Here is a 16,981-nt window from a genome sequence, read left to right as displayed (position 1 = left end):
CTCGCTCACTTGCCTTCCACATCGAGGCCACGTCGGATCGCGCCGGGCGCACTGTCGAAATTCGTCTTCCGGGCCCGTTCCCTGGCCTTCTCCGAGGAACTGAGCTGCCACGGCACACTCGTGACCATCACCCCCGGCTGGAACAGCAGCCGGCTCTTCAGGCGCAGCGCACTCTGGTTGTGCAGCAACTGCTCCCACCAGTGACCGACGACGTACTCGGGAATGAACACGGTCACCACGTCACGCGGCGAATCGCGGCGCACCCGGCGCACGTACTCGAGCACCGGCTTGGTGACCTCACGGTACGGAGACTCGATCACCTTGAGCGGCACCGTGATATCGCTCTTCTCCCACTCCCGGACCAGCGCCCGGGTGTCGGGATCGTCGACGTTCACGGTGATCGCCTCGAGCGTGTCCGGGCGGGTCGCCCGCGCGTACGCCAGGGCCCGCATCGTCGGCATGTGCATCTTGGAGACCAGCACGATCGAATGGGTGCGGCTCGGCAGCACCCCGTCCCACTCCTGCTCGTCGAGTTCGGCGGCGACACCGTCGTAGTGCCGGCGGATCGACTTCATGAGCACGAAGATCGCGATCATCGCGACGATCGCGATCCACGCCCCGGCCGCGAACTTGGTGAGGAGCACGATCACCAGCACCGCACCGGTCATCGCCAGGCCGATCGAGTTGATGACGCGGGACCGCTGCATCCGGCGGCGTTGCGCCGGATCGGTCTCGGACCTCAGATGCCGGGTCCAGTGCCGGATCATGCCGGTCTGGCTCAACACGAACGAGACGAACACCCCGACGATGTACAGCTGGATGAGCTTGGTGACCTCGGCACCGAACACGATCACGAACGCGATCGCCGCACCCGACAGGAACAGGATGCCGTTGCTGAACGCGAGGCGGTCGCCGCGGGTGTGCAGCTGCCGCGGCAGGTAGCGGTCCTGCGCGAGCACCGATCCGAGGACCGGGAATCCGTTGAACGCGGTGTTCGCGGCGAGCACCAGGATGAGGGCGGTCACGATCGCGATGAAGAAGAAGCCGATCGGGAACCCGTCGAACACGGCGCCCGCGAGCTGCGCGATGAGCGTCTTCTGGTGGTAGTCGTCGGGGGCACCGACGAGCTGCGTCGCCGGATCGTGCGCGTACACGATGCCGATCTTCTGCGCCAGGATGATGATGCCCATCAGCAGCACGATCGCGAACGTGCCGAGCAGCAGCAGCGTCGTCGCCGCGTTCCGGGACTTGGGTTTCCGGAACGCCGGCACCCCGTTGCTGATCGCCTCGACACCGGTCAGAGCGGCACATCCGGACGAGAACGCGCGGGCGATGAGGAACGCGAACGCGATGCCGTACAGGTGCGAGTCCTCGGCCTGCAGATCGAAACCGGAGGACTCGGCGTGCACGTCGTCACCGAATCCGTAGATCCGCACGAACCCCCACACCAGCATGAGCAGCATGCCGACGATGAACGCGTACGTGGGAATCGCGAACATCGTGCCGGACTCGCGGATGCCGCGCAGGTTCATCGCCGTGAGCAGCACGATCGCGGCCACCGCGAACAGCACCTTGTGGTCGGCGACGAACGGCACCGCCGACCCGATGTTCGACGCCGCCGACGAGATCGACACCGCAACGGTGAGCACGTAGTCGACCATCAGCGCACTGCCGACCGTCAGCCCGGCGTTCGGGCCGATGTTGACCGTCGCCACCTCGTAGTCGCCGCCACCGGACGGGTAGGCGTGCACGTTCTGCCGGTAGCTGGCGACCACGACCGCCATCACGATCGCGACCGACAATCCGATCCACGGGGTGTACGCGTAGGCGGAGATACCTGCCACGGACAGCACCAGGAAGATCTCTTCCGGTGCGTAGGCGACGGACGACATCGCGTCCGACGCGAAGACTGGGAGCGCGATCCGCTTGGGCAGCAGCGTGTGTCCGAGCTTGTCGCTCCGGAACGGTCGCCCCAGAATCAGCCGCTTCGCAGCGGTGGAAACCTTCGACACCGCCAAAGCGTAAGCCGTCCCCGTGCCCGTGCGGGACCAGGGCGGCGCAGTGGGCGATTCCTCCGCTTTTCCGATCCCCTCCACCGGGCCCACACGACGCCGGAACCGACTGCTGCCGTGCACCGCCCTCCCGGCGCGGTACCGTTCGATCCGACATCGGCGGCATCCCGCCGGTGACCGCAACGAGAAACGGAGTGGACGGGTGTACGTAGTCGTCATGGGATGCGGCCGGGTCGGCTCGTCCCTCGCTACCGCACTGAGCCGGATCGGCCACGAGGTCGCCGTCATCGACCGCGACCCGAGCGCGTTCCTCCGCCTCGGACCGGACTTCTCCGGCCACACCGTGGTCGGGATGGGCTTCGACCGGGACGTCCTGGTCCGCGCCGGCATCGAACGCGCCGAGGCGTTCGCCGCCGTGTCGTCCGGCGACAACTCGAACATCATCTCCGCCCGCGTCGCCCGCGAGACGTTCGGCGTCGAGCGGGTCGTCGCCCGCATCTACGACGCCAAACGCGCCGCCGTCTACGAGCGGCTCGGCATCCCCACCATCGCGACCGTGCCGTGGACCACCGACCGGTTCATGCTCGCCCTGCAGCAGGACGACCAGATGGCCAAATGGCGGGACCCGTCGGGCACCGTCGTCGTCACCGAACTCGCACTGCACGAGGACTGGGTGGGCCGCAAGATCACCGACCTCGAGGAGGCCACGTCGTCCCGGGTGTCGTTCCTCATCCGCTTCGGCACCGGGATCCTCCCCGACCGCAAGACCGTCATCCAGTCCGACGACCAGGTGTACGTCGCGGCCGTCGCCGGCACCGTCGCCGAAGCCGTCGCCCTGGCCGGCAACCCGCCGCCCTCCGACGACTGACATCACCACGGTCATCCCCCTCCCTCGCTCGACTACCCGATTGGATGCCTCCGATGAGAGTGGCCATCGCAGGAGCCGGCGCCGTAGGCCGCTCCATCGCCCGCGAACTCGTCCGCAGCAACCATCACGTGATGCTGCTCGAACGCAAACCCGACCATCTCGAACCCGACACGATCCCGCAGGCCGAATGGGTCCTCGGGGACGCGTGCGAACTGAGCCTGCTCGAAACCACCCAGCTCGAGACGTACGACGTGGTGATCGCCGCGACCGGCGAGGACAAGGCCAACCTCGTGCTGAGCCTGCTCGCGAAGACCGAATTCGGGGTGGGCCGGGTAGTGGCTCGGGTCAACGACCCGCGCAACGAATGGCTGTTCGACGAGTCGTGGGGCGTCGACGTCGCGGTCTCGACGCCGCGGATGCTCGCGTCGCTCGTCGAGGAAGCGGTCACCGTCGGTGACCTGGTCCGGCTGATGACCCTGCGCCAGGGCCAGGCGAACCTCGTCGAGATCACCCTGCCCGACGACACCGCGCTCGCCGGCAAACCCGTCCGCAAGATGCGGCTCCCGCGCGACGCCGCACTGGTGACGATCCTGCGCGGCGGACGCGTCATCGTCCCGCAGCCCGACGACCCGCTCGAAGGCGGCGACGAACTGCTGTTCGTGGCGTCCGTCGAGGTCGAGGACGACCTACGTGTCGCGGTCGGACTCGGCACCCCCGGAGGCTCCGGCCCCGTCGACGGTTGAGTTCCCACCGTCCTCACCGGCCGCGATCCCGGAGATCTCGGCCGGATCCGGTGCCGGTTCGACGGCTCGGTCGGCGCGCCGCACCGCCCACACCGTCACCAGCAGCACGACCCCGGTGAGCGGCCAGCCCATCGCGATCCGGGCGAACGCCAGCCAACCCGTCTGATCGGCGTCGTACAACCGGTTCTGAACCACGAAACGCGCGGCGAACACGAGTGCCCACGCGAGCGTCGCGATGTCGTAGGCGCGGACCGCGACCGGGTGTGCGCGCCACGCGTTGCGATGACCGTTGAGGTAACCCCAGATCACGCCGACCAGCGGCCACCGGGCCAGGATCGAGATCACGAACACCCCGGCGTACGCGAGGCTCGTGTAGATGCCGAACAGGAAGTAGCCCTTGGCGTCCCCGGTGCGGTACGCGATGAACGCGCACACGCCGACACCGAGGAAACCGGAGATCGCGGGCTGGATCGGGCCGCGGCGGACGATGCGCCACACCAGGATCGCGGCCGCGACACCGAGCGCGATCCACACCGCCGGCGCCAGCCCCCAGATACTGTTCGCGGGAACGAACGCCAGGATCGGCAGCGTCGAGTACACCAGCCCGCTGAGACCACCGAGCTGGTCGAGGATCGTCTGCTGTCGGGGTTCGCTCACACGCGTCTCGCTCACACGACGAGGGTGCCATATCCGGGACACCTCGGTCCCGGACCGGGCGAAACAGTCAGGATTCGCCGCGGAGCTCGTAGTAGGGGTTGAAGATCACCTTCTGGCCGTCCCGGTCCCCGATCCGGCCCCGCACCATCAACGTCTTGCCGGGCTCGATGCCCGGAATACGACGCCGTCCGATCCACACCAGTGTCACCGGATCGGTGCCGTCGAAGAACTCGGCCTCGACGCTCGCGTTCGCCGACTTGGGACAGGCCTCGACACTCCGCAGCCGGCCGAGCATCGTGACCTCCTCACCGCGGGTGCAGTCGCAGGCCCGGGTCGCGCCGGACGCCTGAGCGGTCTCCACCATCTCCTCGGCATCCAACTGCTCGAGGTCTTCGGTGAGTCTGCGGGTCAGCCGGCGAAAATAGCCTGTCGCGGCGGGTGCCATAACGCGCTCCTGGACGTGGCGGCGGAAGATCGTGCGCCGCGACGATGATGCTCGACGGGGCCCGTGCGGCCCGGGTTGGGGGTTATCGGATGGTCTTCTGCTGGCCACTGTATCCCCAAAGCGAGCGGACAACCACAGCCGTCCTCGGCCCCCCGGAAACGGCAGTGCAAGATCGTCTCATGCAGCAGCACACGTGGCCCGGAACACACGCGACGACAGCCGTCGTCCTACCCGGAACCGGGTCCGACGCGAACTTCGCCGACCGCGCGTTCCGACCCGCCCTGACCGGCGCCGGGATCACGGTGATCGCGGTCGACCCCGACCCGCGTCGCGTCGTCGGCAGCTACCGCGACGCGATGGACGCCGCCGCGGACCGCCACGGCCCGATCGTCGTCGGCGGAGTGTCCATCGGGGCCGCCGTCGCTCTCGCCTGGGCCCTCGACCACCCGGACCGGACCGTGGCCGTCCTCGCCGCCCTACCCGCCTGGACGGGGACACCGACCGACACCCCCGCGGCCGGCAGTGCCCTGTTCACCGCGGCCCGCCTGCGCGCCGACGGACTCGACGCCGTCACCGCGGAGATGGCCGCGTCCAGTCCGCCGTGGCTCGCCGCCGAACTCACCCGGTCCTGGCGCTCACAGTGGCCGGATCTGCCGTCGGCGCTCGAGGAGGCCGCCCACTACCGGGCACCCGACCTCGACGACCTGGCCCGGCTCGACGTGCCCGTGGGCATCGCGGCCGCCGTCGACGACGCCGTCCACCCCCTCACGGTGGCGAAGGAGTGGGCGACGGTGCTACCGAACGCCGCGCTGTCGGAACTGACACTCGACGAGGTCGGCGCCGATCCGGGCGTGCTCGGCCGGGCGTCCCTGAGCGCGGCAGTGGCCCTCAGCGGAAGATCCGACTCGTCGCGGTAGCGGTCACGACGAGGGTGCCGTCGACGTCGCGGACGGTGACGGTCGAGTGGGTGGTCGACCGGGTGCGATACGTCACCACGGCGGTCGCGGTCAGGTGCCGGCCGGTGGCCGCCGTGACGAACGTGACGTTCAGGTGGGTCGTGGCGCCACCGGCGGCAGGGTCGGCCTCGTCGAGGCCACTGGCCGACGCCGCTGCGGCCGCCGTGTCGACGAGGGTCGCGAGGACACCACCGTGCAGCACCCCGGGCACCGTCGTGAGGTCGTCCCGGAAGTCCAGGGCGAGGTCCACCCGGTCCACTTCGGCACGGACCGTCCGCAGGCCGAGATGCCGCGCCACCGGCGACGCGACGAGTACCCCCTCGATCCACTCCCGGGCCGTCCGGCTCACGGTGGTGGTGTTCGATGCGGTGGCGGTGTGCGATGCGACGGAGGTGTTCACGGTCGTACTCCTCGTGTGGTGCGGCTCGGTCGGAACCCAGCCTGCGCGCACGAAGTACCGGCGTCGATTACCTCGGAGGTAACGGCCCGCGGCCGCGGACTACAACCCGAGCTGCTGCATCGCCGAGCCCGACTCGCCGCGGCGCGGCGGCTCCGGCGGTACGGACCCGTTCTGCGACGGAGCCCCGGCAGACTGCTGGGCGGCCGCCTCCTGCTGCGCCTGCATCGCCGCCTGCTGCTGTGCGAGCTGCTGCGCCTGCTGCTGTTGCTGAGCGGCCACGAGCTGCTGCACCAGCACCTCCGGCAGCACCACCGGAAGTGGCGTCCGCACCGGGTGCGGCTCGGTGCCACGCCGGACGACCGTGTCCGCCAGCACCCTTCGCGCGATCTCCACCAGCGGGGTACCGGCCGCGACGTTGCCGGACGGGCCGGCGACGACACAGCGGATCATCCAGCGCGGCCCGTCGACACCGACGAAGCGCAGGTCGGCGTTCGCGGTGACCCCGACCACTTCGCGGCCCCACGGCCCCGTCTCGACGGACACGTCGGCGTTGTCGGCGCGCAGCGACTCGGCGAGCTCGGATGCCACCTCACGCCACTGGCCGGGCGACTTCGGCGCCGCGTACGCGGACACCGTCACCCGCCCGAACTGGGTCACCAGGTGCACGGCCTGCGGAGCACCCTCCGGCGTCATCTCCACCTGCAGCTGGGCGCCGTCGGGCATCGGCAGCAGCACCGACCCCAGATCGAGGCGGGTGGCCGACGGCTCCGCTTCCTCCGGGAGCTCGCCCACGTCGTAGGGCCCACCGGCACGGTCCGACGTCTCGTCGGCGTCCTGCGGGTACCCGTCGACGGCCGCGTCCTCGGCAGCGGCGTCCACGCCCTCGGCAGCAGCACTGTTCTTCTTGCGACGTCCGAACATGACCTCAGACCCCTTCCGTCGACGGTGCGCTCTGCGCCGCCAGGCTCGCGTGCCCACCACTGGATCCGTACCCGCCCGCACCCCGGACCGTGTCGTCGAGTTCGTCGACCTCGACGAACTCGACGAGTTCGACCCTCTGCACCACGAGCTGCGCGATGCGGTCACCGCGGCGCAGTTCGATCGGCGTCTCGCGATCGTGGTTGATCAGGCACACCTTGATCTCGCCACGGTATCCGGCATCGATCGTGCCGGGCGTGTTCACGATGGACAGACCCGTCTTGGCCGCCAGACCGGACCGCGGGTGGATCAACCCGACCGTGCCGATGGGCAGCGCGATCGCGATACCGGTACCCACGAGCACCCGGGAACCGGGGGCGATCGTCACATCGACCGTGGTGCACAGGTCGACGCCGGCATCACCGTCGTGTGCCCGCCGGGGCAGCGGGAGGTCGGGGTCCAGTCGCTTCAGCGCGACGGCAGGAAGAGCGCTCACGTGCACCGAGACTACTCTGGAACCGTGCCCGAATCGTCTCAGCCCGCACCGGCCACGCCGGATCATGCCCGCACCCCGATCTACTCGGAACGACTGTGGGTTCCGTTGTGGTGGTGGCCGGCCGGATTACTGATCGCCGGCCTACTGGCCGCCGAGATCCACATGGGATCCCCCGGTATCCGCGCCTGGCTTCCGTACGTCCTGTTGTTCCCGTTCCCCGTCTGGGCGTTGTTGTGGACGTCCCGGCATCGTGTCGAGGTGTTCGACGGACCCGATGCCGAACTCCGGGTGGGGCGCGCCCACCTGCCGTTGTCCGTGGTGTCGCGGACCGCGGAGATTCCGCCGTCGGCGAAGAGCGCGGCCATGGGCCGTCAGCTCGATCCCGCCGCATTCGTCCAGAACCGGTCGTGGATCAAGACGACCGTCCTGGTGGTCCTCGACGATCCCGAGGACCCCACCCCCTACTGGTTGGTCAGCACGAGGCGGCCAGCCGAGCTGCTGGCCGCCATCGGCCGTGGGGCCGCCGCACGCGGCTGACCCCGTCGTCGGCGTCCCCCGACAGGACGCCGACCTGCTCCGTGCATGTCAGGCGGCGCAGTCCATGCAGATCATCACGCCGTTCTCCTCGCTCGCGAGGCGGCTGCGATGGTGCACCAGGAAGCAGCTGGCGCAGGTGAACTCGTCGGCCTGCTTGGGTACCACCCGTACCGACAGTTCCTCACCGGACAGGTCCGCGCCGGGGAGTTCGAACGACTCCGCGGTGTCGGACTCGTCGACGTCGACGACCGCCGACTGCGCCTCGTTGCGTCGTGCCTTCAGTTCTTCGAGCGAATCCTCGGAGACCTCGTCGGTCTCCGATCGCCTGGGTGCGTCGTAGTCGGTTGCCATTTCCTCTTCCCCTCGTCCTCGTGCATGTATCCCCGGTGCCCGGTTCCGCCGACACCGTGACGGTGACGACGGTCCTCGGAAACCGTTGTGACGGCAGATCTGTTCCCGTGGCTGTCATAACGACTCGGAACACTCGAAAGTGCCCGGAATCGTCGCCGGAAAACATGATCTACACCTCACTTCCGTCTCCTCCGGACCCTTTCGAAATCGTGTGATCTCACGACTGGGGCCGCCAGACAATAGCCGACGAGTCGAGAAAAGTGGCAACCGAACCGGACGCCGTCGAAAACTGTCCGTCAATCGTCACCAACCGCACAGCACATCGAGACATTCCTGAATACGCCACGTCCCGAACGGCTCCCGGCCGGGGATCTACAGTGGGCACCGGAACGGAGCCGGCCCGGCATCGGTGGCCGGAACCACATCCGCTCCGCAGCCAGATTTCCAGAGCCTGATTTTCAGCGGACCCCGGTCCGCGTGCCCGACGGAGAGGTCGACACAACGTGGTTTCACTGATCACCGACGGGAGTGCAACCGACGATCAGGGCCGCCCCTACCGACGACGACGCACCCTCCCCGTGGTGGCGCTGATCTCGGTGCTCGCCCTCCTCGGGGTCACGGTGTGGGTACGGATCCTCACCCACACCGAGACTGCCGCGACGACCGTCGACTGCAACGCACCGGTGATCCCGGCGTCCCAGCCCGCCGACGCCCCGGAACCCCAGCCCCTCGGCGAGGTCGTGGGCCGCGGCACCCTCCTCGACGTCCAGCCGGCACCCCTGTCGGCCACTCACGTGCGCGTGTTCAACGCGAACGGCGAACGCGGCCAGGCCGCCGACGTGGCCACCCAGCTCCGCGACTACGGTTTCGCGAGCGCACCCGACGTCCAGGTCGGCAACGATCCCGTGTACGTGGCCCAGAACCTGCAGTGCCACGGACAGATCCGGTTCGGGGCGAACGGCCGAGCCGCGGCGAGCGCCCTGTGGCTGGTGGCGCCGTGCGCCGAACTCGTCGAGGACGGCCGCCCCGACGACACCGTCGATCTGGCGCTGGGCACGTACTTCGCCAAGAGCATCTCGCCCAGCACGGATGCCGAGGAAGTCCTCAGCACACTGCGTGATCCGATGCCCGGCAGCTCGCCCGCACCGCTCGACCCGGACCTGCTGAAGGCGGCCCGCACCGCCCGCTGCTGACCGCCCTGGAGAGCATCCGGGCACCCGGGCTCACGGCACCGGGTCGAACGCCCCGATCTCCCGCAGGACGGCCTCGAGTTCGTCCGCGATGCCGGGCGCCGTCGCGACCACGATCTCACCGGCCTCGCCGGGCGTGTCGGGAGACGGCACCCGGACACGGGCGCCCGCCTCCTCCGCGACGAGCGCGCCGGCAGCCCAGTCCCACGGGCTCAGCCCGTGTTCGAAGTGCGCGTCGACCCGGCCCGACGCCACCATGCACAGGTCCAGGGCCGCCGATCCGATCCGACGGATGTCGCGCACCCGCGGCAGCAGCGCCGAGACGAGCCGCCCCTGCGCCGCCCGCCGGTCGGCGCGATAGCCGAACCCGGTGGCCACCAGCGCATGTGACGCGTCGGTCACCGTCGTACACGACAACACACCCGACCCGCCGGCGGTGTCGGTGACCGACGCACCCTGTCCCCGGGCCGCCGAATACGTCACGCCCGCAGCGATGTCGACGACCGCACCCGCGACGGACACCCCGTCGATCTGCACCGCGACCGACACCGCGTACGCCGGGATGCCGTAGAGGAAGTTGACGGTTCCGTCGATGGGGTCGACGACCCACCTGACACCGGCCGTGGCGGCCGCGCCGCCGCCCTCCTCGCCGAGAATGCCGTCGTGTGGCCGCAGCCGTGCCAGGTTCGCCCGGATCGACTGCTCGGTCTCGGTGTCGACGACGGTCACCGGATCCGTCGGGGTGCTCTTGGCCTGTACGGCGTCACCGGTCGCTGCGACCGCAGCGCCGAGCACCCCGAACACCTCGGGGCGCCGGCGCCGGGCCAGAGCTGCGGCCGCCTCCGCGACGGTGACGGCGATGTCCCGCAGGACCGCGGGGTCGGTGGTGGTGGTCCGGTCGGGGACCGTCGGATCGGTGACGGGATTCTCGGATGCACGCATACGGGTATCGCACCACACCACGGCGACACCCACCGGCGACACGACCCCGAACGTCCCCTGACGCACTACTGTTTCGGCGCAGACGATGCTTTCGCGGAAGGGGACGGTTGTGGGCGTGCGCGGCTTCGGTGTGGACGTCGGTGGCAGCGGCATCAAGGGTTCGGTGGTCGATCTGGACACCGGCGCTCTCGTCGTCGACCGGATCAAGATCGAAACTCCGCATCCCGCGACGCCCGACGCGGTCGCCGCGACCGTCGCGGAGATCGTCGCCCGCGCCGGATGGGACGGACCGGTCGGCGTCACGCTGCCGAGTGTCGTCACCACCGGTGTGGCGCGCACCGCCGCCAACATCGATCCGGCGTGGATCGGCACCGACGCGCGCGCCCTGTTCTCGGCCGCACTCGGCGGCCGGTCCGTGACGGTCCTCAACGACGCCGATGCCGCAGGCCTCGCGGAGGACCGGTACGGCGCCGGGAAGAACGTCGACGGTGTCGTCGTCCTGCTCACGTTCGGCACCGGCATCGGGTCGGCGATCATCCACGACGGCGTGCTCCTGCCCAACACCGAGCTCGGCCACATGGAGGTCGACGGCAAGGAGGCCGAGCATCGGGCTGCGTCGTCGGTGAAGGATGCGAAAGACCTGTCCTACAAGGACTGGGCGGTCGAGGTCACCCGGGTGCTGCGCCGGTACGAGGACCTGTTGTGGCCGGATCTGTTCGTCGTCGGCGGCGGGATCAGCCGCAAGCACGACAAGTGGATTCCGCGGCTCGAGAACCGTACCCCGGTGGTCCCGGCCGCCCTGCTCAATACCGCCGGCATCGTCGGCGCCGCGATGGTGTCCGCGAATCCGCAGGAAAAGGGCATAGCCCCGTAACGATTTCGGAGCTGTCGTTACAATGGATCGTGGCCGACTGTGAGTCGGCGAAACCCGACAGACCTCTCCGCCGGAAATCCACTCTGGCGTGACGCCGCACGACACCGTCACGAAAGGGCGTACGTGGCAGCCACCGATACGCGTCAGACCGCCGATTCCACTACCGATTCGGCGACCACTGCTTCCACTGCCGAGGCCACTACCGGTAGCGCGCCCGCCGCCAAGAAGGCCCCCGCGAAGAAGGCCGCCGCCAAGAAGGCCCCCGCGAAGAAGGCCGCGGCCAAGAAGGCGCCGGCGAAGAAGGCCGCGGCGAAGAAGACCACGGCCAAGAAGACCACGAAGAAGGCCACCACCAAGAAGGCCAAGGTCGGCGACGACGCCGTCGAGGACGAGGACATCGACATGGCCGACCTCGACGTCGCCGACGGCGACCTCGTCGAGGAAGAGGTCGAGGACGTCGTCGTCGAGGACGACGACGAGACGCCCGCCGAGCCGTCCGAGAAGGACAAGGCGTCGGGCGACTTCGTGTGGGACGAGGAGGAATCCGAGGCGCTGCGGCAGGCCCGCAAGGACGCCGAGCTCACCGCGTCCGCGGACTCGGTGCGCGCGTATCTCAAGCAGATCGGCAAGGTCGCGCTCCTCAACGCCGAGGAGGAGGTCGAACTCGCCAAGCGCATCGAGGCCGGCCTGTTCGCGACCTTCAAGATGGGCGAGATGGCCGAGAAGGGCGAGAAGCCGTCGCCTGCGGACCGCCGCAACCTGAACTGGATCACCCGCGACGGCAACCGGGCCAAGAACCATCTGCTCGAGGCCAACCTGCGTCTCGTCGTGTCGCTCGCGAAGCGGTACACCGGCCGCGGCATGGCGTTCCTGGACCTGATCCAGGAAGGCAACCTGGGTCTGATCCGCGCCGTCGAGAAGTTCGACTACACCAAGGGCTACAAGTTCTCCACGTACGCCACGTGGTGGATCCGGCAGGCGATCACCCGTGCGATGGCCGACCAGGCCCGCACCATCCGTATCCCCGTCCACATGGTCGAGGTCATCAACAAGCTGGGCCGGATCCAGCGTGAGCTGCTGCAGGACCTGGGCCGTGAGCCCACTCCGGAGGAGCTCGCGAAGGAAATGGACATCACGCCGGAGAAGGTGCTGGAGATCCAGCAGTACGCGCGTGAACCCATCTCGCTGGACCAGACCATCGGCGACGAGGGCGACAGCCAGCTCGGTGACTTCATCGAGGACTCCGAGGCCGTCGTCGCGGTCGACGCCGTGTCGTTCACACTGCTGCAGGATCAGCTGCAGTCGGTGCTCGAGACGCTGTCCGAGCGTGAGGCCGGTGTCGTGCGCCTGCGCTTCGGTCTCACCGACGGACAGCCGCGGACTTTAGACGAAATCGGCCAGGTCTACGGCGTCACCCGCGAGCGGATCCGCCAGATCGAATCGAAGACGATGTCGAAGCTGCGGCACCCGTCGCGGTCGCAGGTGCTGCGCGACTACCTCGACTAGAGGCCGGACGGCACGTCAGTTGGTGAGGAAGGGGTCCTTCGGGGCCCCTTCCTCGTTCGGTCGGGGGCGCTGGAACAGCCGGACGATCGGCTCGGCGACCCGGGCACCGACCGGCCCCAGAACGGCCATCAGCAGCACGTAGGCCGTCGCGAGTGCCGCAAGTTCGCCCTCTACCGCGCCCGCCGACACCGCGAGTCCGGCGATGACGATCGAGAACTCGCCGCGGGCGACCAGCGCGGCACCGGCGCGGGCCCGGCCCATGACACCGATCCCCTGCCGCCCCGCCGCCCACCATCCGGTCAGCAGTTTGGTGCCGGTCGTCACGACCGCCAGCCCGATCGCCGGCAACAGGACCGGGGGGATGGTCGTCGGATCGGTGTTGAGGCCGAAGACGACGAAGAACATCGCCGCGAACAGGTCGCGTAACGGCTCGAGCAGCTGCGTCGCGTCGCGGGCCGTGGATCCGGAGATCGCGATGCCGAGCAGGAACGCGCCGACCGCCGCGGACACCTGCAGCGACGACGCGAGACCGGCGACGAGCAGCGCCGCACCGAGCAGCCGGAGCAGGAACACCTCGCGGTCGGTGCTGTCGAGGAAGCGGGACACCACGGCGCCGTAGCGCAACGCCACCACCAGCACGACGGTGATGACGAGGAACGAGATACCGACCGCTTTCAGGCCGCCCAGCAGGCTCACCCCGGCGAGGACCGCGGTGAGGACCGGCAGGTAGAACGCCATCGCGAGATCCTCGAACACGAGAATCGACAGCACGACGGGGGTTTCCCGGTTGCCGAGCCGCCCGAGGTCACCGAGCACTTTCGCGACGATGCCCGACGACGAGATGTAGGTGACGCCGCCGAGGACGAGGGCGCCGACCGGCCCCCAGCCGAGCATCGACGCCAGGATCGCACCCGGTGCGGCGTTGAGAACCAGGTCGACGACTCCGGCGCTCCAGGACCGCTTCAGCCCGGTGACCAGTTCCGGGGCCGTGTATTCGAGGCCGAGGAGCAGCAGGAGCAGGACGACGCCGATCTCGCTCGCGAGACGGGTGAACTCGCCGATGTCACCGAGCGAGAGGAACCCGCCCTGCCCGAAGCACAGGCCGCCGATCAGGTACAGCGGGATCGGGGACATGCCGATCCGCCCGGCCAGGCGTCCGAGGACGCCGAGCGCGAAGAAGACGGCGCCGAGTTCGACGAGCGCCAGTGAGGTTCCGGTCAACGCCACGAGATCCGCCCCGTCGGTCTCAGCCGAGTGTGAGGATCTTCGCGGCCTGCTCGAGGCCCTCCTGGGTGCCGACCGCGACCAGCAGGTCGCCTTCGGTCAGCAGGAAGTCGGGGGCCGGGGACGGTGTGACCTGGCCCGCCCGCATCACCGCGACGACCGACACGCCGGTGCGGGTGCGCATCCCGGTGTCGCCGAGGCTGCGGCCGTCCCACGGGGAGTTCTCGGCGATGGGAAGCTGCCGTGTGCTGATGCCCGGCAGGTCCCGGTGTTCCTCCTGCAGCTGTGCGACGAGTTGCGGCGCCCCGAGCAGGTTCGCGAGTACCGACGCCTCCTCGGTTTCGAGAGGAATCGACGCCAGGCACGAGTCGGGGTCGTCGAGGCGGGACAGGATCAGCTCGGTGCGGCCGTCGCGGTGGGCCACGACACCGATTCGGCGGCCCGTCGCGAGTGCGAAATCCTTGCGGACCCCGATGCCGGGTAGCGGCGTCACTTCCACGTTCATGCGGTCAACGGTATTCCTCGCTCTGCTGTCAGCGAACACCGGCGGCAGCCGTGAGCACATCGTGCGAGATCAGCGGGGTGAATCGGCGGGAATGTCAGACCGGACACACCGTGGACGTAGCGGGAACAACCGGAACCCGCCGAACGTCTGACAGAGTGGACCTACCGCGTCATCCCCGACGCGGCGGAAGACCCCAGGCGGCGGGCGAGCCCGCGGCCAGTTCGGAGGAGTCATGCCCGGAACCCTGACCAGCCCCCCGTTGACCGCTGCCGACCGGTGCGACCGGTGCAGTGCAGCAGCCCGTGTGCGCGCAGTGCTCGCGAGCGGAGGAGAGCTTCTCTTCTGCCAGCACCACGCCAACGCGCATGCCGATCGTCTCCGTGAGATGAACGCGACGATCGTCAGCGATTCGGAAGCGACCGTCTAGCAGGTCAGTGACCGGGCGGGCTGCAACCGTCCCCTCGTCCCGAAGCGGGTGACCACCATCGGTGGTCACCCGCTTCGGCGTTTCCGGCACCGCGCTGCGCCGCCGGCTCTACCACTGGCGCAGCGTCGCGATCCGGTCGGTGAGCTGGTCGACGGTCGCGATCGCGGTCGGCGGGCCGCCGCACGTGCGGCGCAGCTCGCCGTGGATCACCCCGTGCGGCTTCCCGGTCCGGTGATGGTGCATCGCGACGAGCGAGTTCAGTTCGCGGCGCAGGTTCGCCAGCTGTCCGGCCGACGCGACACGGTCGCTCACCGCCTGCGGGGCCGGCGGTGGTGGAGCCGTCGCGACCGCGCTGTCGGGCTTGTCGATCTGCTTCTGCTGGCGTTGCCGCAGCAGGGCCCGCATCTGCTCGGCGTCGAGCAGCCCGGGCAGCCCGAGGTAGTCGGCTTCCTCGTCGGACCCGGAGAACGTGGCGGTGCCGAAGGACGACCCGTCGTAGATCACCTGGTCGAGTTCGGCGTCGGCGCCCAGGGAGGTGAACGCCTTCTCCTCCTCCCCCGGCTCGTCCTTCTGCCGGTTGGCGTCGGCGAGCAGGTCGTCGTCGAAGCCGTCCTTCTCCCGGTGCGGCTTGCCGAGGACGTGGTCGCGCTGCGCCTCGAGCTGCGCGGCAAGGTCGAGTAGGACCGGGACGGACGGGAGGAACACGCTCGCCGTCTCCCCCTTCGTGCGCAGGCGCACGAAACGTCCGATGGCCTGCGCGAAGAACAACGGGGTCGACGCGCTGGTGGCGTACACGCCGACCGCGAGCCGCGGCACGTCGACGCCCTCGGACACCATCCGGACCGCGACCATCCACGGCTGGGTGCCCGCAGCGAACTCGGCGATCCGCTTCGACGCCGTCGGATCGTCGGACAGGATCACCGCGGGCATCTCGCCGGTGATCGTCTCGAGCTGCTTGGCGTAGGCGCGGGCAACCGTCTGATCGGTGGCGATGACGAGCCCACCGGCGTCGGGCATGCCGTGGGCCCGCAACTGCCCGAGACGGGTGTTCGCGGCCGTGAGCACCGACGGAATCCAGTCACCGGCCGGATCCAGTGCGGTGCGCCAGGCGCGAGCCGTCTGTTCCGCGCTGAGTGGTTCACCGAGCCGCGCGGAGAACTCCTCGCCGGCACTGTTGCGCCAGCGCGCCTCCCCCGAGTACGCCAGGAACACGACCGGCCGGACGACGCTGTCGGCGAGCGCGTCGGAGTAGCCGTACGTGTGGTCCGCCTTGGACCGCTGGTGCCCCTCGTTGTCGGGCTCGTAGGTGACGAACGGGATGGGGCTGTCGTCGCTGCGGAACGGTGTTCCGGTGAGCGCGAGCCGGCGTGTCGCCCCGTCGTAGGCCTCCCGGATCGCGTCGCCCCAGCTCTTGGCGTCGCCGCCGTGGTGGATCTCGTCGAGGATCACCAGGGTGCGTCGCGCCTCGGTGCGCGCGCGATGTTTGAACGGATGCGACGCCACCTGCGCGTACGTGACGACGACACCGTGGTAGTCGGACGACGTCTGCCCGGTCGAGTTGGAGAAGTTGGAGTCCAGTGCGATGCCGATGCGGGCGGCCGCCTCGGACCACTGGTGCTTGAGGTGCTCGGTGGGAGCGACGACGGTGATCTGGTCGACGGTGCGGTCCTGCAGCAGCTCCGACGCGACCCGCAGCGCGAACGTGGTCTTGCCGGCACCCGGGGTGGCGACGGCGAGGAAGTCCCGCGGCTTGGTCGCCAGATATTTGGTGAGAGCACGCCGCTGCCACGCACGCAGCGAACCGGTGGGAGCGGGTGCGCGTTCGACACTTCCGGGTTCAGCGCTCACTTCGCACCTCGCCACAGGCTTCGCACAGTTGCCCCACTCCTTGCTTTCGCTGACGTCACGGACACGTCCGACGGCCACCGTG

The 16,981-nt window shown here is 69.4% G+C and carries 19 protein-coding genes; 8 read left to right on the top strand and 11 right to left on the bottom strand.

Annotation, left to right across the window (positions count from 1 at the left end; all coding sequences use genetic code 11):
* Positions 1-5: 5 nt before the first annotated feature.
* Positions 6-2,012, bottom strand: coding sequence for an APC family permease (locus Q5696_RS08995; protein ID WP_305094829.1), 2,007 nt, complete (start codon positions 2,010-2,012; stop codon positions 6-8).
* A gap of 202 nt (positions 2,013-2,214) precedes the next feature.
* On the opposite strand from Q5696_RS08995, the gene Q5696_RS08990 reads away from it, so the two are divergent.
* Complete coding sequence (locus tag Q5696_RS08990) at positions 2,215-2,880, top strand: potassium channel family protein (RefSeq protein WP_370654887.1); 666 nt, start codon at positions 2,215-2,217, stop codon at positions 2,878-2,880.
* A gap of 53 nt (positions 2,881-2,933) precedes the next feature.
* A complete protein-coding gene (locus tag Q5696_RS08985; RefSeq protein WP_305094828.1) occupies positions 2,934-3,623 on the top strand; it encodes a potassium channel family protein in 690 nt (229 codons plus the stop codon).
* Here the strand turns inward: Q5696_RS08985 and Q5696_RS08980 are convergent.
* Positions 3,567-4,280 (bottom strand): DUF3159 domain-containing protein, encoded by a 714-nt coding sequence (locus tag Q5696_RS08980; protein ID WP_305095199.1) that lies wholly within the window; start codon positions 4,278-4,280, stop codon positions 3,567-3,569. The genes Q5696_RS08985 and Q5696_RS08980 overlap by 57 nt on opposite strands.
* A 67-nt stretch (positions 4,281-4,347) precedes the next feature.
* Positions 4,348-4,725 carry an OB-fold nucleic acid binding domain-containing protein gene (locus Q5696_RS08975; RefSeq protein WP_305094827.1) on the bottom strand — a complete coding sequence of 126 codons (378 nt, stop codon included), beginning with the start codon at positions 4,723-4,725 and terminating at the stop codon, positions 4,348-4,350.
* Positions 4,726-4,904: 179 nt separating this feature from the next.
* Here Q5696_RS08975 and Q5696_RS08970 point away from each other — a divergent pair, with 179 nt between their 5' ends.
* Positions 4,905-5,642 (top strand): alpha/beta fold hydrolase, encoded by a 738-nt coding sequence (locus Q5696_RS08970; protein ID WP_305094826.1) that lies wholly within the window; start codon positions 4,905-4,907, stop codon positions 5,640-5,642.
* Here Q5696_RS08970 and Q5696_RS08965 read toward each other — a convergent pair.
* From Q5696_RS08965 to dut, 3 genes are all read right to left on the bottom strand, one after another.
* Entirely contained in the window at positions 5,614-6,081 is a 468-nt protein-coding gene (locus Q5696_RS08965) for a PaaI family thioesterase (RefSeq protein WP_305094825.1), read from the bottom strand. The two genes, Q5696_RS08970 and Q5696_RS08965, sit on opposite strands and share 29 nt — an antisense overlap.
* A 99-nt stretch (positions 6,082-6,180) precedes the next feature.
* Positions 6,181-7,002, bottom strand: coding sequence for a DUF3710 domain-containing protein (locus Q5696_RS08960; protein ID WP_305094824.1), 822 nt, complete (start codon positions 7,000-7,002; stop codon positions 6,181-6,183).
* 4 nt (positions 7,003-7,006) lie between these two features.
* Positions 7,007-7,501: a dUTP diphosphatase gene (dut, locus tag Q5696_RS08955; RefSeq protein ID WP_370654886.1), complete on the bottom strand. Its 495-nt coding sequence runs from the start codon at positions 7,499-7,501 to the stop codon at positions 7,007-7,009.
* Between the two features lie 18 nt (positions 7,502-7,519).
* Here dut and Q5696_RS08950 point away from each other — a divergent pair, with 18 nt between their 5' ends.
* On the top strand, positions 7,520-8,032 hold the full coding sequence (locus Q5696_RS08950) for a DUF3093 domain-containing protein (RefSeq protein WP_305094822.1): 513 nt from the start codon (positions 7,520-7,522) through the stop codon (positions 8,030-8,032).
* A 48-nt stretch (positions 8,033-8,080) separates the two neighbouring features.
* On the opposite strand, the gene Q5696_RS08945 is transcribed toward Q5696_RS08950, so the two are convergent.
* Positions 8,081-8,383 (bottom strand): DUF4193 domain-containing protein, encoded by a 303-nt coding sequence (locus Q5696_RS08945; protein WP_005513624.1) that lies wholly within the window; start codon positions 8,381-8,383, stop codon positions 8,081-8,083.
* 503 nt (positions 8,384-8,886) lie between these two features.
* On the opposite strand from Q5696_RS08945, the gene cei reads away from it, so the two are divergent.
* On the top strand, positions 8,887-9,576 hold the full coding sequence (gene cei, locus Q5696_RS08940; protein WP_305094821.1) for an envelope integrity protein Cei: 690 nt from the start codon (positions 8,887-8,889) through the stop codon (positions 9,574-9,576).
* Between the two features lie 30 nt (positions 9,577-9,606).
* Here the strand turns inward: cei and Q5696_RS08935 are convergent, their stop codons facing one another.
* The gene (locus Q5696_RS08935) at positions 9,607-10,515 is read right to left on the bottom strand and encodes an inositol monophosphatase family protein (protein ID WP_305094820.1); all 909 of its coding nucleotides are present in this window, start codon (positions 10,513-10,515) and stop codon (positions 9,607-9,609) included.
* A gap of 85 nt (positions 10,516-10,600) precedes the next feature.
* Here Q5696_RS08935 and ppgK point away from each other — a divergent pair, with 85 nt between their 5' ends.
* Together ppgK and Q5696_RS08925 are read left to right on the top strand one after the other, a co-directional pair.
* Positions 10,601-11,389: a polyphosphate--glucose phosphotransferase gene (gene ppgK / locus Q5696_RS08930; RefSeq protein WP_370654885.1), complete on the top strand. Its 789-nt coding sequence runs from the start codon at positions 10,601-10,603 to the stop codon at positions 11,387-11,389.
* A gap of 123 nt (positions 11,390-11,512) precedes the next feature.
* Entirely contained in the window at positions 11,513-12,895 is a 1,383-nt protein-coding gene (locus Q5696_RS08925) for an RNA polymerase sigma factor (protein WP_305094819.1), read from the top strand.
* 15 nt (positions 12,896-12,910) lie between these two features.
* On the opposite strand, the gene Q5696_RS08920 is transcribed toward Q5696_RS08925, so the two are convergent.
* Together Q5696_RS08920 and Q5696_RS08915 are read right to left on the bottom strand one after the other, a co-directional pair.
* Complete coding sequence (locus Q5696_RS08920; protein WP_305094818.1) at positions 12,911-14,116, bottom strand: cation:proton antiporter; 1,206 nt, start codon at positions 14,114-14,116, stop codon at positions 12,911-12,913.
* 25 nt (positions 14,117-14,141) lie between these two features.
* On the bottom strand, positions 14,142-14,624 hold the full coding sequence (locus tag Q5696_RS08915) for a cation:proton antiporter regulatory subunit (RefSeq protein WP_305094817.1): 483 nt from the start codon (positions 14,622-14,624) through the stop codon (positions 14,142-14,144).
* A gap of 232 nt (positions 14,625-14,856) precedes the next feature.
* On the opposite strand from Q5696_RS08915, the gene Q5696_RS08910 reads away from it, so the two are divergent.
* On the top strand, positions 14,857-15,051 hold the full coding sequence (locus Q5696_RS08910) for a DUF7455 domain-containing protein (RefSeq protein ID WP_305094816.1): 195 nt from the start codon (positions 14,857-14,859) through the stop codon (positions 15,049-15,051).
* 108 nt (positions 15,052-15,159) lie between these two features.
* Here the strand turns inward: Q5696_RS08910 and Q5696_RS08905 are convergent, their stop codons facing one another.
* Complete coding sequence (locus tag Q5696_RS08905) at positions 15,160-16,899, bottom strand: DEAD/DEAH box helicase (protein ID WP_305094815.1); 1,740 nt, start codon at positions 16,897-16,899, stop codon at positions 15,160-15,162.
* Positions 16,900-16,981: the final 82 nt, after the last annotated feature.

Source organism: Prescottella sp. R16 (assembly GCF_030656875.1).
Lineage (GTDB): Bacteria > Actinomycetota > Actinomycetes > Mycobacteriales > Mycobacteriaceae > Prescottella.
Note: the sequence above shows the minus strand (reverse complement) of the source record. Positions and strands in the feature narration are given on the sequence as shown.